Raw genomic sequence first — 15099 nt, 5'->3', positions numbered from 1 at the left:
ATTGAGGAATGCGCTGTGAGCCGAACCGAATCCGTGGACGACCTCGTGGAGCGCTTCTACACGGTCGTGAAGCTGCCGCACGATCCGTTCGCGAAGGCGTTCCTCAATCGGTGCCGTTCGCACACCGTCAAGGTGAACGGCCGCTTCTACAAGTACTTCCAGAGCGGCAGCGGCCCGACCGTCCTCCTCGTCCACGGCCTGAACACCAATCTGGGCAGCATGGTGGCCATCGCCGAGGAACTCCTCGCGCAGGGTTACCGGGTGGTGCTGTTCGACGTGCCCCCGCACGGGGAGGCACTGGGCACCACGGTCGATCCCACCGAGATCCGCGCCCTGCTGCGTGCCCTGTACGACAGGCTCACCGGCCTGCACGCGGTGGTCTGCCACTCCATGGGCGGCCTGTGGGCCCTCACCGCGTGGCACGCCGGGGTGGCCGCCCGGACCGTGGTCTCGATCTCCTCCCCGCCCGCCAAGATGTTTCTGGTCGAGAGGTTCGCCGAGATGAACGCTCTCGACGACGACCGGGTCCGGGGGCTGGTCGGGGAGATCGAGAGAAGGTTCGGCAAGGCGGTGTGGGACGAGTATTCGGCGCTTGGGGCCGCCCAGGCAATCGACGTTCCCGGGCTGGTCATCCACGGCACGGCCGACGACTACGTGCCGCCTGTGCACGCCGGGGAACTGCACGCGAGCTGGCGGAACTCCACCGTGGAACTCGTCAAGGGCGCCGGCCACTTCGACATCGTGGAATCACCCGAGGTCCGGAAGATCATCTCCGCGCACCTGCGGAGTGTGGAAGAAACAAGGTAAGGGGCGATCAATTGAGCACCGACATCACCGAAAAGCTGCGCCGGCTGGCCTTCACGCCGATGCGGACGCAGCCTCCGAACTCCACCCGGCCGATTCTGGAACTGGCTGCCAAGGAGGTCGAGGTCGTCGACGGCGACAAGGTGGTCCACTACCTCTGGGGCGAGGGCGAGCGGCGGATTCTGCTGGTCCACGGCTGGGCCGGCAACGCCGGGCACCTGACCGTCCTGGCGGACGCGCTCGTCCAGGCGGGCTGCGAGGTGGTCGTCGCGGACCTCCCCGGCCACGGCGAGTCGGAGGGCGCGGAGTCCTCCGTCATCCACTTCGCCAAGGCGGTCGAGGCGGCCGACGAGCGGTTCGGCCCCTTCCACGCCGTCGTCGCCCACTCGCTGGGCGCCGCGGCCACGACCTACGCCATGTCGCGCGGGGTCACGCTGAAGCGGGCCGTGTTCGTCAACCCCATCAGCAGCTACACCAGTCTTTGGCGCCGCTCCGGCGAGGTGATGCAGGTATCGCCGGAGGCCATCGGACTGGTCCGCTCGCGTTCGGAGGAGTGGCTCGGCATCTCCTTCGACGCCATCGAACCGGCTCTCGCGGCACGGGACTTCACCAGCCGGTTGCTCGTCGTCCACGACGAGATCGACCCGGAGTCGCCAATCGCCGACAGCGAGGCGCTGGTGACGGCCTGGGGCCAGGCCGAGCTGATGCGGGTGCGGGACCTTGGCCACACCAAGGTGCTGCGCGACGACGCCGTGGTCCGCCGTGTCGTCGGCTTCCTGACGGCGGACGGTGCGACGGTCGATGGAGCGGCCGGCCGGTGACGCTCCCCTTGGCCGCGCACGCGACCGCCGTACTCGGCGCCTTCCTGGTCGTCGGACTCCTGGGGCGCCGGCTCGCCCGCCGGATCGGGCAGCCCGGCGTCGTCGGCGAGATAGCGTTCGGCATGCTGCTCGGGCCGGCGGTGCTCGGCTTGGCCTGGCCGAAGGCGCAGTCCGTCCTGTTACCGGACGGCGTGCTGGGGCCGCTGCGCGACCTCGGGCACGCCGGACTGGTGCTGTTCCTTGTGGGCGTCGCCCACGAACTGCGGCTGGACGCGTCCCGCCTGCGGGACAGGGCCATCGGCTGGACGGCGCTGGGCACCCTCGTGCCCTCCCTGGTGGCCGGCGCGGCGTTCGGCGGCTGGCTCGTCTGGTACGACCGGCCCTCCTTGCGGGGGACCGCGCCCACCCTGGCCTTCGTGCTGCTGCTGGCGACCACCATGGCGGTCTCGGCGGTGCCCGTGCTCGCCAGGATTCTCGCCGACCGCGGCCTGACCACCACCCGCGCCGGACGGCTCTCGCTGACGTCGGCGGCCCTCGTCGACGCCGTCGCCTGGCTGCTGCTGGCCGTTGTGATCGGCATCGCCCAACCCGGCTCGGGCGGCGTCGCGACCGCGGCCACCGTGCTGGTGGTCGGAGCGCTCGCGGCCACTCTGGGCCGCCGCCTGCTGAAGACCCCTCAGGCCGAGCGACTCTGCGCCCGGTGGCCCTGGCCGGCGGCCGTCGTCCTGGGCGTCTGCGTGCTCCTGGCGGCGGACGTGGCCGAGGCCCGCGGGCTCACCGCGATCTTCGGCGCGTTCGTGGTGGGGCTGATGATCCCGCCCGACTCGCCGCACTGGGACGCACCGGTCCGCTGGGTGTCCACGCTGGGCCTGTGGCTGGTGCCGGTCTTCTTCATCGCCACCGGGCTGAAGATATGGACGGACTCGGGCGGCATCCTCTGGCTGGTGACGATCCTGGCGACGGTCCTGGCCGTGCTCTCCAAGATCGGCGGCGGTTACGCGGTCTCCCGCCTGGGCGGGGAGGGGCGCGTCGAGGCACTTCGCGTCGGCGTCATGCTCAACACCCGGGGGCTCACCGAGATCGTCCTGCTCCAGGCCGGGTACAGCGCCGGAGTGCTCACCTCCGGCCTGTATCTGGCGCTGCTGGTGATGGCGGTCGTCACCACCTCAATGACCGGCCCGCTCCTGTCGCTGATCGACCGCCACCAGGGAGCGGACGCGCCGCCGGCGCCCCACAAAGGCGGGCAGGCCGCGGCCACACCGGGGAAAAGACCCGGTCAGGTGCCCTTTTCGGAAGGCTCAACGAGTGTGACGCACCCGACGTGATGGGGCATCGGAAACCAGGCCAGGAGGGCCCACACCGTCAGGCCAATTCACGGGGCAGCGAGCCTGAGGCAGCTCAGCTGGGCGAATGCCCTTCTCAGCTCCCAAGCGGTTCACCACGGCCCTTTCCGCCAGTCCTCACGCGGCGCGTGACCGTCCGTCTCTCAGCTGCGGAAACAGCCCCGGTCACGCCAAGCGGAGCTCTGCGGACGAATGGCGAAAAGCAGCGGAAGCGCACTCACAGCCATGGTGCGCCGGCGGCGCCCCTTCGAACCGTGGCTCTCCGACCATGACCCGGGGGTGTCACAGGGGCGGAAGGCACTGACGCGCACGCTCAAAACCGCAGGTCAGGCGCCTTTTGCCATCGGCTTCAGAATCGCCACGCACTCCACATGGTGCGTCATCGGAAACAGATCGAACGCCCGCAGCGACACCGGCTCATACCCCTCGCTCCGGAAGTACCCCAAGTCCCGGGCCAGGGCCGCCGGGTCGCACGCGACGTACGCGATGCGGCGGGCGCCCAGGCCGGCCAGGTGGGCGACCGTCTGCTTGCCCGCGCCCGCGCGCGGGGGGTCCAGGACGATCAGGTCCGCTTCGGTGATGCGGGTGCGCGGGAGGATCTGGTCGACCTTGCCGTGTTCGATGCGGACGCGGTCCAGGTCCTCGAGGTTGTGGCGGGCGTCCTCGGCGGCGCGCTTGCCGGACTCGATGCCCAGCACCGCGCCCTGGTCGCCGACCCGTTCGGCCAGGGCGCCGGCGAACAGGCCGACGCCGCAGTACAGGTCGAGCGCCATCTCGCCCTTGCGCGGCATCAGGCCCTGCATCACCGCTTCGACCAGCAGGTCGGCGGCCTTCGGGTGGACCTGCCAGAAGCCGCCGGAGCCGACGCGCCAGGTGCGGCCGGCAGCGCGTTCGCGGACGAAGGGGCGCCCGTGCACGCGGTGCACGCCCTTGTCCTTCTCGTCCACCCGCATCACCGATACGGGCTTGTCCAGCTCGACGATGGGCAGCCGTCCGCCCGGCGCCGGAGTGAGAATCACCTGGCGGTCGTGCGAACCGGTGGCCGCGATGGCTTCGACGCCCGCGATCTGCGGCCACTCCCGCTTCTCCACGCCCAGTTCGCTGACGCCGGGCGCCGCGATCATGCAGTGGTCGACCGGCTGCACCTCGTGCGAGCGGTGCTTGCGCAGCCCCGCCCGGCCCTCGGCGTCCACCGCGTACTGCACCCGGGTCCGCCACTGGGGAACCTCGCCGCGGGCCACCTTGTCGCCGGGCGCCGGTTCGACCGTGCCGTCCCAGCCCGCCTCCTCGGGGGTGAGCCCGGCGAGCCGGCTCAACTGCTCGGTGATGACGGCGACCTTCAGCCGGCGCTGCGCGCCCGGGGCGGCGTGCTGCCAGTCGCAGCCGCCGCACTGGCCGGGTCCGGCGTACGGGCAGGGTGCCTCGACCCGGTCCGGGGATGCCTCCAGCACCTGCACCGCGTCGGCGCGCAGGAACCGCGAGTCCTCCTGTCCCTCGGTGACGCGGGCCACGACCCGCTCGCCCGGCAGCGTGTGCCGGACGAAGAGGACCCGGCCCCCCGGCGTCCGGGCGATGCAGTGCCCGCCGTGGGCGACGGGGCCGACCTCGACCTCGTACTCCTCGCCGATCAGCGACTCGGTGGCTGGGTTCGTCACGGGGGAAGGTGCTCCTGAGCTGGTGGGATGCGGGCCCCGGGAAGAGCCGGGACGGTTGGCTGTGGACCGCAGCCGTCCAGTCTACGGCCCTTCGGCCCGCCGGCCTCACCCGGTCGACCGGCGGGCGGAAACCCGCTCGGCCGGATCCCCCTCGGTCCTCAGCCGATCGGCCCCGGTCCCGGACCGGCTCGGCCCGAGCTCACTTCCGCCCGGCCTTCTCCTTGTCCCGTTCGCTGGTGACCGGTCCGCGCCGCACCGAACCCGGCGCGTTCCACTCCGCGCGCTTGCGGGCCCGGAGCTTGGCCGCCTCCGAGGACTCCAGCTGGTACGGCACCGAGGTCACCATGACGCCCGGGGTGAAGAGCAGCCGGCCCTTGAGCCGCAACGCGCTCTGGTTGTGCAGCAGGTGCTCGTACCAGTGGCCGACGACGTACTCCGGGATGAAGATGCTGACCGCGGTGCGCGGGCTCTCCCGGCGGAGCCGCTTGACGTAGTCGACGACCGGGCGGGTGATCTCCCGGTACGGGGAGTCGAGGACCTTCAGCGGGACGGCGATGCCGCGCCGCTCCCACTCCTCCCGCAGCGCCTTCGTCTCCTCGGGGTCGACGTTGATGGTGAGCGCCTCCAGCTTGTCCGAGCGCATCAGCTTGGCGTACGCGAGGGCGCGCAGCGTGGGCTTGTGCAGCTTGGAGACGAGCACGATGGAGTGCACCCGGGAGGGGCGGCCGGCGTCGTCGCCGGGCTCGTCCGGGGCGGCGATCTCCGCGGCGACCCGGTCGTAGTGGCGGCGGATCGCGGTCATCGTCACGTAGAAGATCACCATGCCGAGCAGGGCGACCCAGGCGCCGTGGGTGAACTTGGTGAGCAGCACGACGACCAGCACCAGGCCGGTGAAGAAGGCGCCGAAGGTGTTGATCGCGCGGGAGCGGATCATGTGGCGGCGCTTGGCCGGGTCGGTCTCGGTGACCAGGTGCCGGTTCCAGTGCCGCACCATGCCGGTCTGGCTCAGGGTGAAGGAGACGAACACACCGACGATGTACAGCTGGATCAGCCGGGTCGAGTCGGCGCCGTAGATCCAGACCAGCAGCACCGCGGCACCGGCGAGCAGCACGATGCCGTTGGAGAAGGCGAGCCGGTCACCGCGGGTGTGCAGCTGCCGCGGCAGGTAGCGGTCCTGGGCGAGGATCGAGCCGAGCAGCGGGAAGCCGTTGTACGCGGTGTTGGCGGCCAGGAACAGCACCAGCGCGGTGGCCGCGGCGAGCAGCACGAACATGAACGTGCCGTCGCCGAAGACGGCCGCGGCGACCTGCGAGATGACGGGGTTCTGGGTGTAGCCGGAGCCGACCGGGGTGCCGTTGCGCAGCAGGTCGGTGGCCGGGTTCTCGGCCATCTTCACGTCGGTGGCCATGGCCAGGCCGATGATGCCGCAGAACATGGTGACGGCCAGGGCGCCCATGAGCAGCAGCGTCGTGGCGGCGTTCTTGCTCTTCGGCTTGCGGAAGGCGGGCACACCGTTGCTGATCGCCTCGACGCCGGTGAGCGCCGCACAGCCGGAGGAGAAGGCCCGCAGCAGCAGGAAGAGCAGGGCGACGCCGCCGATTCCGGCGTGCTCGGCCTTGATCTCGTAGTCGGCGGTGGGGGCGTTCATGTCCTCGCCGAGGACGAACCCGCGGAACGCGCCCCACGCGATCATCAGGAAGACGCCCGCCACGAAGACGTAGGTGGGGATGGCGAAGAGCTTCCCGGACTCCTTGACCCCGCGCAGGTTCATCAGGGTCAGCAGCACGATCATGCCGACGGCGCAGAGGGTCTTGTGCTCGACGAAGAAGGGGATCGCGGAACCGAGGTTCTCCACGCCGGAGGAGATGGACACCGCGACGGTCAGGACGTAGTCGACCAGCAGGGCGCTGGCGACGGTCAGCCCGGCGCGGGGGCCGAGGTTGGTGTTGGCGACCTCGTAGTCGCCGCCGCCGCTCGGATAGGCGTGCACGTTCTGCCGGTACGAGGCGACGACCGTGAACATCAGCACGACGACCGCGACGGCGATCCAGGGACTGAAGCTGTACGCCGACACACCCGCAACGGAGAGTACGAGCAGCACCTCGCCCGGTGCATAGGCCACGGACGACAGCGGGTCGGACGCGAAGACCGGGAGCGCGATGCGCTTGGGGAGCAGGGTTTCACCCAGCCTGTCGCTGCGCAGCGCCCGGCCGATCAGGATCCGTTTGGGTAGGTCGGTCAGTTTGGACACGCAGAGGATCGTAAGCGTTCGGTCTGACGCGTGCCCACCCGCGTCCCGGCGAACCACCGGCCGGGTCGCGGTGAACCACCGACCGCGTCCGGTGGGCGACGTTGCGCGTCCGGTGACGGGCGGTCCGGGACCCGACGCGTCGCCCCCGGCGGCCGGTGAACGACCGCCTCCGCGCGGGGGCGCGCCCCGTTCCGGTGGCCCCGCACCGCAGGCGGAACCGCACGCCACGGAGAGCCGCCCCCACCACGAGGAGCGGCCCGCCCGCGCCCCCGTCGCACCACCCGCGCCCCCCGGCGCTTCGTTCGCTCCCGGCGGGCAACGGGCGCAGCATGGATGACATGGCGGACTCCCCTGCCGATCGCGCCGTCGATCGTTCCCGCGGCCCCTCCGAAGACGGCCACTCCGAGACGGATGGCCCGCTCTCCTCCGACCGGCCCCTGCGCTGCCTGGTGACCGGGGCGACGGGCTACATCGGAGGCCGGCTCGTGCCCGAACTGCTGGACGCGGGCCACACGGTCCGCTGTCTGGCCCGCTCGCCCGGGAAGCTGCGCGACCACCCCTGGTCGGGGCAGGCCGAGGTGGTGCACGGCGATGTGACGGACGCCGGGTCCGTGCGGTCCGCCCTGACGGACGTCGATGTCGCCTACTACCTGGTCCACGCGCTGGGGACGGGGCGCGGCTTCGAGCGGACCGACCGGGAGGCGGCCCGGACCTTCGGGGAGCAGGCCCGGGCGGCGGGCGTCCGGCGGATCGTCTACCTCGGCGGACTCACCCCGGAAGGGGTCCCGGAGGCGGAGCTGTCACCGCATCTGCGGTCCCGCGCCGAGGTGGGCCGGGTGCTGATGGAGTCCGGGGTGCCGACGGCGGTGCTGCGGGCCGCGGTGATCATCGGTTCCGGATCGGCCTCGTTCGAGATGCTGCGCTATCTGACCGAGCGGCTGCCGTTGATGGTCACACCGAGCTGGGTGGACACCCGGATCCAGCCGGTCGCCGTCCGGGACGTGCTCCGCTACCTGGTGGGCTGTGCGCGGCTGCCGCCGGAGGTGAACCGGACGTTCGACATCGGCGGGCCGGACCGGCTGACGTACCGGGAGATGATGCAGCGGTACGCCGCGGTGTCCGGGCTGCGGCGGCGGCTGATCCTGCCCGTTCCGGTGCTCACCCCCCGGCTGTCCGGGCTGTGGGTGGGGCTGGTGACGCCGGTACCGGGGTCCATCGCCCGGCCGCTGGCCGAGTCGCTGCGGCACGAGGTGCTCTGCACCGAGCACGCCATCGCCCGCTGGGTGCCCGACCCGCCGGAGGGCCTGGCCGGGGTCGACCGGGCGCTGCGGCTGGCGCTGCAGCGCATCCGGGAGGCGGACGTCGCCACCCGCTGGTCCTCCGCCTCGGTGCCGGGGGCGCCGAGCGATCCGCTGCCCACCGACCCGGACTGGGCGGGCGGCAGCCTCTACAGCGACCGGCGGGAACGGGCGGTGGCCGCACCGCCGGAGGCCCTGTGGCGGGTGGTGGAGGGCATCGGCGGGGAGAACGGCTGGTACTCGTTCCCGCTCGCCTGGGCCGTCCGCGGCTGGCTGGACCGGCTGGTCGGCGGCGTGGGGCTGCGGCGCGGCCGGCGGGACGCGCAGCGGCTGCGGGTCGGCGACTCACTGGACTTCTGGCGGGTGGAGGAGCTGGAGCCGGGCCGGCTGCTGCGCCTGCGGGCGGAGATGCGGCTGCCCGGCATGGCCTGGCTGGAAATGACGATCGACCGGGACGGTCCGGGCGGCAGCGTGCTCCGGCAGCGGGCCGTCTTCCACCCCCGCGGTCTGGCCGGTCACGCGTACTGGTGGAGCGTGTCGCCGTTCCACGCCGTGGTGTTCGGCGGAATGGCCCGGAACATCGCGACGGCCGCGGAGAGCAACCGTGAGGGGCTCGGATCCGGTCATGACGGGTAGCGTTACCGGCGACGGTTCTGACGAGCAGCTGGCCCCGATGTGGGCGCGGAAGGATGATGGACGATGTTTGCGCAGGTCACAGCGCTAGGGGAAGGTGCAAGGTAGAGACCTCATGCACATCGTGATCATGGGCTGCGGGCGGGTGGGTTCCGCCCTCGCGCAGACTCTTGAGCAGCAGGGCCACACCGTCGCGGTCGTGGACCAGGACCCCACCGCGTTCCGGCGCCTCGGCTCCGGGTTCGGCGGACGCCGGGTGACCGGTGTCGGCTTCGACCAGGACACCCTGCGGGAAGCGGGCATCGAGGAGGCCGGCGCGTTCGCCGCCGTGAGCAGCGGCGACAACTCCAACATCATCGCGGCCCGGGTGGCGCGCGAGATGTTCGGCGTCGAGAACGTCGCGGCCCGCATCTACGACCCGCGCCGGGCCGAGGTCTACCAGCGTCTCGGCATCCCGACGGTGGCCACGGTCCGCTGGACCGCGGACCAGATGCTGCGACGGCTGCTGCCGTCCGGCGCCGAGCCGCTGTGGCGGGACCCCAGCGGAGCGGTGCAGCTCGCCGAGGTGCACGCCTCCCCGGCCTGGGTGGGCCACAAGGTGAGCAAGCTGCAGGAGGAGACCGGGGTCCGGGTCGCCTTCCTCACCCGGCTGGGTGAGGCCATGCTGCCGACCTCGCAGACGGTGCTGCAGGAGGGCGACCTCGTGCACGCCATGCTGCGCAGCGACGAGGTCGAGAAGGTCGAGGCGGCGTTCGCCGAGGGGCCCGAGGAGGAGCACCGATGAGGGTCGCCATTGCGGGCGCGGGCGCCGTGGGCCGCTCGATCGCCGGTGAGCTGCTGGAGAACGGGCACGAGGTGCTCCTGATCGACAAGGCGCCGACCGCCATCTCGGTGGAGCGGGTGCCGCAGGCCGAGTGGCTGCTCGCCGACGCCTGCGAGATCACCTCGCTGGACGAGGCCGCGCTGCAGCGCTGCAACGTGGTCATCGCGGCGACCGGCGACGACAAGGTGAACCTGGTCGTCTCGCTGCTCGCGAAGACGGAGTACGGGGTGCCCCGGGTGGTGGCCCGGGTGAACAACCCGAAGAACGAATGGCTGTTCAACGAGTCCTGGGGCGTCGACGTCGCGGTCTCCACGCCGCGCCTGATGTCGGCGCTGGTCGAGGAGGCGGTGAGCGTCGGCGACCTGGTCCGGCTGCTGCGCTTCAGCCACGGCGACGCCAACCTGGTGGAGCTGACGCTGCCGCCGGAGTCCGCGCTGGCCGGGACCCGGGTGGGCGACGTGGACTGGCCCGAGGACACCTCGCTGGTCACGATCATCCGCGGGAACCGGGTGCTCACGCCGAACCCCGAGGACGCCCTGGAGGCCGGTGACGAGCTGCTGTTCGTCGCGGCGCAGGCGCGCGAGGAACAGCTGGAGGACCTCCTCTCGGCACGGCGGCAGCCCGCCGAGGGCTGAGGCAGCCGGCCGAAGGCCGGGACCCGGCGGCACGAGCCGTCGGGGTCCGGCGACGTTCGGAACGACAGCGGCCCGGAACGACAGCGGCCCCGAACGACAGCGGCGGGGCCCGGAACACCTTCTCACTGAGGTGTTCCGGGCCCCGCCGTCCGTTCGTCCGGCGACCCGGGGTCAGTCCGCCGCGGCGGCCCGGGCGCGCTCCTTCTCCGCGGCCTCCTCCGCCTCCATCTCGGCGAACACGTCGATCGGCGGCGGCGCCTTGGCCAGGAAGATCCAGGTGAGGTAGACCGCCAGCAGGAACGGCGGGATGCCGAGGGCGACCTTGACCCAGCCGAGCTGGGTGGCGTCCCCCCACCAGTAGAGCGGGAAGAGGATCGCCGACTTGGCGAGCAGGATCAGGCCCCAGGCGTAGCTGGCCTTGGTGTAGGCCCGCTTACGGCCCGGGTTGCGTTTGCGCCAGGAGAGGTTCTCCTTGAACACCGGTCCGAGGATCAGCCCCAGCAGCGGGTAGCCGATCATCGCGGTGACCAGGTACGCCACCGCGAGGCCGAGGGTGTAGAGCATGCCCGGCAGGTAGAAGTTCTTGGCGTCGCCCGACATCATCGCGAACACGGCGCCGAAGGCGACCCCGAAGACACCGCTGAAGGCGTGCTTGAGGGTGTCCCGCCGGGCCAGCCGCGCGATGCCGAGCAGCAGCGAGAGCCCGAGCGCGGCGATGGCCGAGATGTGGATGTCCCGGTTGACGGTGTAGATCGCCACGAACACCAGGCCCGGCACGGTGGTCTCCACCATGCCGCGTACCCCGCCGAACGCCTCGAAAAGGGCCGCCTCGGTGACGGCCTTGGACTCGGGGTCCTGATCAGTGGCCCCGGGGTCCTGATCGGTCTGCTTGTCCGGAGTGGTCACCGGCTACTCCTGTCCGAGCGGTCGGAGTTCGTACTTCGGATTGAAGAGCACCCGGCGGCCGTGGCTCATCGAGATGCGGCCCGAGGCAATGAGCTTGCGCCCCGGCTCTATGCCGACGATGGACCGGCGGCCGAGCCAGACGACGTCGAGCGCGTCGGAGCCGTCGAAGAGCTCGGCCTCCAGGGCGGGCACACCGGCCCGGGGGCGCAGGGTGACGGTCCGCAGGGTCCCGGCGACCTTCACGATCTGCCGGTCGTCGCAGTCGGAGATCCGGGTGCAGCCCTCGGCGCGGGCGTCCTGCCGCAGCTCGTCGGCGTGCAGCTCCTCCTGGGTGGAGGACAGCCGGTCGAGCATCCGGCGGAATCGGCCGGGTGGCCTCTCGGATCGGGGAACAGCACTCATACGGGAAGCGTACCGGGGCCGGGCCCGGCGGATCACTGCTCGAAGCGGTATCCCATGCCGGGTTCGGTGACGAAGTGCTTCGGGTGCGAGGGGTCGGCCTCCAGTTTGCGGCGGAGCTGTGCCATGTAGACCCGGAGGTAGTTGGTCTCGGTGCCGTACGCGGGCCCCCAGACCTCCTGGAGGAGCTGCTTCTGCCCGACGAGCCGGCCGGGCTGCCGGACGAGGACCTCCAGCAGGTGCCACTCGGTGGGCGTCAGCCGGACGTCCCGGCCGTCCCGGCGGACCCGCTTGGCGGCCAGGTCGACGGTGAAGGTGTCCGTCTCGACCAGGGCGGTGTCCGCGGCGGGCCCGGTGGGCTCGGCGCGGCGCACGGCGGCCCGCAGCCGGGCCAGCAGCTCGTCCATGCCGAAGGGCTTGGTGACGTAGTCGTCGGCCCCGGCGTCCAGGGCCGCCACCTTCTCGTCGGAGGTCTGCCGCGCGGAGAGCACCAGCACCGGCACCCGGGTCCAGCCGCGCAGCCCCCGGATCACCTCGATGCCGTCCATGTCGGGCAGGCCGAGGTCGAGGACGACCACGTCGGGCCGGCGGGAGGCGGCGAGCCGGAGCGCGGTCGCCCCGTCCGGTGCGGCGTCCACCTCGTACGCACGGGCCCGGAGGTTGATCACGAGCGCGCGGACGATCTGCGGGTCGTCCTCGACCACGAGCACCCGCCGCCGGGCGCGGGGCGGCCCGTCGTGCGTCGCGGTGGTCGGCCCGTCGTGCGTCGCGGTGGTCGGGTCGCCCCCGTGCTGTGCCATGGCCGTCGCCTCTCTGCCGTGGACCGTCCTCGGACGGGCCCCTGTCCCCGCCTGCTGCCTCTCCTGCGCCGGTGTCCCGGGCCCCGGCGCCCGCCCGGTCTTCCGCACCGGCCTCTCCCGGGTCTCCCGGGCCGCGGTCCCGGGCGCGGGGCGCTCCCGCGCCGTCATGGAGCGGCCCCGGCCGGCAGCTCCGCGGGGGCCGCCGGGCGGCCGGGAGCGGCCCGCAGGGCCAGCACCATCGTCATCCCGCCGCCGGGGGTGTCCTCGGCGGCCAGCGTGCCGCCCATGGCCTCGGCGAAGCCGCGGGCCACCGCGAGACCGAGGCCGACCCCGGCGCCGCGCGGCGCGTCCCCGTACCGCTGAAAGGGCTCGAAGATGCGGTCCTTGCCGGTGTCCGGCACGCCCGGGCCGCGGTCCACCACCCGCAGCTCGACCCGCTCCCCGAGCGCGCTCGCGGCGACCAGGACGGGCCGGCCGGGCGGGCCGTACTTGACCGCGTTCTCCACCAGGTTGGCCACGCTGCGCTCCAGCAGCCCGGGGTCCACGTGGACCATGGGCAGGTCCTCGGGGATGTCGAGGACGACGCTGCCGTCCGGCACCCCGCCGAGGGCCATGGGCACGACCTCGTCCAGATCGGCCTCGCGGATCAGCGGGCTGACGGTGCCGGTCTGCAGCCGGGACATGTCGAGGAGGTTGCCGACCAGGTGGTCGAGCCGGTCCGCGCCCTCCTCGACCCCGGCGAGCAGCTCGGCCTCGTCCTCCGCGGACCAGGCCACGTCCTCCGAGCGCAGCGAGCTGACCGCTGCCTTGATGGCGGCGAGCGGGGTGCGCAGGTCGTGCGAGACGGCGGCGAGCAGCGCGGTGCGGATGCGGTTGCCCTCGTCCAGCTCCCGGGCCCGCTCCGCCTCGCCGAGCAGCCGCTGACGGTCCAGGACGACGGCGGCCTGGGCGGCGAAGGCGGCGAGCACCCGGCGGTCCGCCGCCGGCAGGACCCGGCCGCTGAGCACCAGCGCCATGTGGTCGCCGACGGGCACGTCCACCTCCGCGTCCTCGGGCCGCACCGGCGGCGGACCGTCGCCGACGCCGGCCACGCGCGTCCACGGCTCGGTCCCGCCGGCCCGTTCGAACAGGGCCACGGCGTCCATGCCGAAGGTCTCGCGGACCCGCTCCAGCAGGGCCTCCAGGCTGCTCTCGCCCCGGAGCACGCTGCCGGCCAGATAGGACAGGATCTCGGATTCGGCGCGCAGCCGGGCGGCCTGGTGGGTGCGCCGCGCGGCCTGGTCGACGACCGAGGCGACCGACGCGGCCACCGCGAAGAAGATCACGATGGCCACCAGGTTCTCCGGGGCGGAGATCGTCCAGGTGTGCCGGGGCGGGGTGAAGTAGTAGTTGAGCAGCAGCGATCCGGCCGCCGCCGAGGCCAGTGCCGGCAGCAGCCCGCCGAGCAGCGCCGCGCCCACGGTCAGCGACAGGAACAGCAGCATGTCGGTGGCGAGCCCCGGGCCGGTCGGCAGCCCGGTCAGCAGCAGGCTCAGCAGCGCGGGACCGGCCACACCGACCAGCCAGCCGCCGACGATCCGGGAGCGGCCGAGGCGGGCACCGCGGGCGGCGGGCAGCCCGCGCCCCCGGGCGGCCCGGTCGTGGGTGACGATGTGCACGTCGAGGTCGGGGCCCGAGTCACGGGCGACGGTCGCGCCGACGCCGGGCCCGAGGACGTACTGCCACGCCTTGCGGCGGCTGGAGCCCAGCACGATCTGCGTGGCGTTGACGCCGCGGGCGAATTCGAGCAGGGCTTCCGGGACGTCGTCGCCGACGACGTGGTGGTAGGTGCCGCCGAGGTCCTCGACGAGGGTGCGCTGGGTCTCCAGCTCCTTGGGGGAGGCCGAGGTGAGCCCGTCGCTCCGGGAGACGTAGACGGCCAGCACCTCGCCGCCGGCCCCCTTCGCCGCCAGTCGCGCCGCGCGGCGGATGAGGGTGCTGCCCTCGGGGCCGCCGGTGAGCCCGACGACGATGCGCTCCCGGGCCTGCCAGGTGGAGCGGATGCGGTGCTCGCTGCGGTACTGGCGGAGGTACTCGTCGGCCCGGTCCGCGGTCCACAGCAGCGCCAGCTCCCGCAGCGCGGTCAGGTTGCCCGGCCGGAAGTAGTTGGACAGGGCCGCGTCCACGGTGCCGGAGCCGTAGATGTTGCCGTGCGCCATGCGGCGGCGCAGGGCGTGCGGCGACATGTCGGCCAGTTCGATCTCGTCGGCGCGGCGCACCACCTCGTCCGGGACGGTCTCGCGCTGCCGCACCCCCGTTATGGACTCGACCACGTCCCCGAGCGACTCCAGGTGCTGGATGTTGACGGTGGAGATCACGTCGATGCCGGCCCGCAGCAGCTCCTCCACGTCCTGCCAGCGCTTGGTGTTGCCCGGCCCCGGCATGTTGGTGTGGGCCAGTTCGTCCACGAGGACCACCGCCGGCCGCCGCCGCAGCACCGCCCCGAGGTCCAGCTCGGTGAAGACGCGGCCGCGGTACTCCCGCTCCCGCCGCGGGATCTGCTCCAGGCCGTGCAGCAACGCCTCGGTGCGGGGGCGGCCGTGGTGCTCCACGAGGCCGACCACGACGTCCGTGCCGCGCCCGGCGCGCCGGTGCGCCTCCGCGAGCATGGCGTACGTCTTCCCGACGCCCGGTGCCGCGCCGAGATGGATCCTGAGCTTGCCGCGTCCCATGGCTCCACTGTCTGCGTCGG

The 15099-nt window shown here is 72.6% G+C and carries 12 protein-coding genes; 6 read left to right on the top strand and 6 right to left on the bottom strand.

Annotated features, from left to right (window positions below; translation table 11 throughout):
• Positions 1–15 precede the first annotated feature (15 nt).
• The 3 genes from ACFYYR_RS23185 to ACFYYR_RS23175 are packed head-to-tail and all read left to right on the top strand — an operon-like array spanning position 16 to position 2950.
• On the top strand, positions 16–807 hold the full coding sequence (locus ACFYYR_RS23185; protein WP_388856654.1) for an alpha/beta fold hydrolase: 792 nt from the start codon (positions 16–18) through the stop codon (positions 805–807).
• 11 nt (positions 808–818) lie between these two features.
• Positions 819–1625 (top strand): alpha/beta hydrolase, encoded by an 807-nt coding sequence (locus ACFYYR_RS23180; RefSeq protein ID WP_388856651.1) that lies wholly within the window; start codon positions 819–821, stop codon positions 1623–1625.
• A complete protein-coding gene (locus ACFYYR_RS23175; RefSeq protein WP_388856648.1) occupies positions 1622–2950 on the top strand; it encodes a cation:proton antiporter in 1329 nt (442 codons plus the stop codon). Before ACFYYR_RS23180 ends, ACFYYR_RS23175 begins: the two co-directional genes overlap by 4 nt.
• Positions 2951–3294: 344 nt before the next feature.
• Here ACFYYR_RS23175 and ACFYYR_RS23170 read toward each other — a convergent pair whose 3' ends face one another.
• Both ACFYYR_RS23170 and ACFYYR_RS23165 read right to left on the bottom strand, forming a co-directional pair.
• A complete protein-coding gene (locus ACFYYR_RS23170) occupies positions 3295–4623 on the bottom strand; it encodes a class I SAM-dependent RNA methyltransferase (RefSeq protein ID WP_388856645.1) in 1329 nt (442 codons plus the stop codon).
• 199 nt (positions 4624–4822) lie between these two features.
• Positions 4823–6874, bottom strand: coding sequence for an APC family permease (locus tag ACFYYR_RS23165; protein WP_388856642.1), 2052 nt, complete (start codon positions 6872–6874; stop codon positions 4823–4825).
• 338 nt (positions 6875–7212) lie between these two features.
• On the opposite strand from ACFYYR_RS23165, the gene ACFYYR_RS23160 reads away from it, so the two are divergent.
• The 3 genes from ACFYYR_RS23160 to ACFYYR_RS23150 all read left to right on the top strand — a co-directional run bounded on the left by ACFYYR_RS23160 (position 7213) and on the right by ACFYYR_RS23150 (position 10263).
• On the top strand, positions 7213–8808 hold the full coding sequence (locus ACFYYR_RS23160; RefSeq protein ID WP_388856634.1) for an SDR family oxidoreductase: 1596 nt from the start codon (positions 7213–7215) through the stop codon (positions 8806–8808).
• Between the two features lie 112 nt (positions 8809–8920).
• Positions 8921–9589: a potassium channel family protein gene (locus ACFYYR_RS23155; RefSeq protein WP_388856631.1), complete on the top strand. Its 669-nt coding sequence runs from the start codon at positions 8921–8923 to the stop codon at positions 9587–9589.
• Entirely contained in the window at positions 9586–10263 is a 678-nt protein-coding gene (locus ACFYYR_RS23150; protein WP_388856628.1) for a potassium channel family protein, read from the top strand. The genes ACFYYR_RS23155 and ACFYYR_RS23150 overlap by 4 nt, the downstream gene beginning before the upstream one ends.
• Before the next feature lie 171 nt (positions 10264–10434).
• Here the strand turns inward: ACFYYR_RS23150 and ACFYYR_RS23145 are convergent, their stop codons facing one another.
• The 4 genes from ACFYYR_RS23145 to ACFYYR_RS23130 form a co-directional block, all read right to left on the bottom strand.
• Positions 10435–11169, bottom strand: coding sequence for a DUF3159 domain-containing protein (locus ACFYYR_RS23145; RefSeq protein ID WP_388856625.1), 735 nt, complete (start codon positions 11167–11169; stop codon positions 10435–10437).
• A gap of 3 nt (positions 11170–11172) precedes the next feature.
• Positions 11173–11571: an OB-fold nucleic acid binding domain-containing protein gene (locus tag ACFYYR_RS23140; protein ID WP_388856622.1), complete on the bottom strand. Its 399-nt coding sequence runs from the start codon at positions 11569–11571 to the stop codon at positions 11173–11175.
• A 32-nt stretch (positions 11572–11603) separates the two neighbouring features.
• Entirely contained in the window at positions 11604–12368 is a 765-nt protein-coding gene (locus tag ACFYYR_RS23135; protein ID WP_388856619.1) for a response regulator, read from the bottom strand.
• A 164-nt stretch (positions 12369–12532) separates the two neighbouring features.
• Positions 12533–15079 (bottom strand): DUF4118 domain-containing protein, encoded by a 2547-nt coding sequence (locus tag ACFYYR_RS23130; RefSeq protein ID WP_388856616.1) that lies wholly within the window; start codon positions 15077–15079, stop codon positions 12533–12535.
• Positions 15080–15099 lie beyond the last annotated feature (20 nt).

This window comes from Streptomyces sp. NPDC001922 (genome assembly GCF_042891165.1).
In the GTDB taxonomy this organism is placed as follows: domain Bacteria; phylum Actinomycetota; class Actinomycetes; order Streptomycetales; family Streptomycetaceae; genus Streptomyces.
The sequence above is the reverse complement of the archived record's forward strand: the minus strand, read 5'-3'. Positions and strand labels throughout refer to the sequence as shown.

What these genes read in the sequence shown, in the direction of transcription:
- ACFYYR_RS23130 (WP_388856616.1), bottom strand. Translation starts at nt 15,079, where the DNA reads ATGGGACGCGGCAAGCTCAGGATCCATCTCGGCGCGGCACCGGGCGTC.
- ACFYYR_RS23160 (WP_388856634.1), top strand. Translation starts at nt 7,213, where the DNA reads ATGGCGGACTCCCCTGCCGATCGCGCCGTCGATCGTTCCCGCGGCCCC.
- ACFYYR_RS23150 (WP_388856628.1), top strand. Translation starts at nt 9,586, where the DNA reads ATGAGGGTCGCCATTGCGGGCGCGGGCGCCGTGGGCCGCTCGATCGCC.
- ACFYYR_RS23155 (WP_388856631.1), top strand. Translation starts at nt 8,921, where the DNA reads ATGCACATCGTGATCATGGGCTGCGGGCGGGTGGGTTCCGCCCTCGCG.
- ACFYYR_RS23140 (WP_388856622.1), bottom strand. Translation starts at nt 11,571, where the DNA reads ATGAGTGCTGTTCCCCGATCCGAGAGGCCACCCGGCCGATTCCGCCGG.
- ACFYYR_RS23135 (WP_388856619.1), bottom strand. Translation starts at nt 12,368, where the DNA reads ATGGCACAGCACGGGGGCGACCCGACCACCGCGACGCACGACGGGCCG.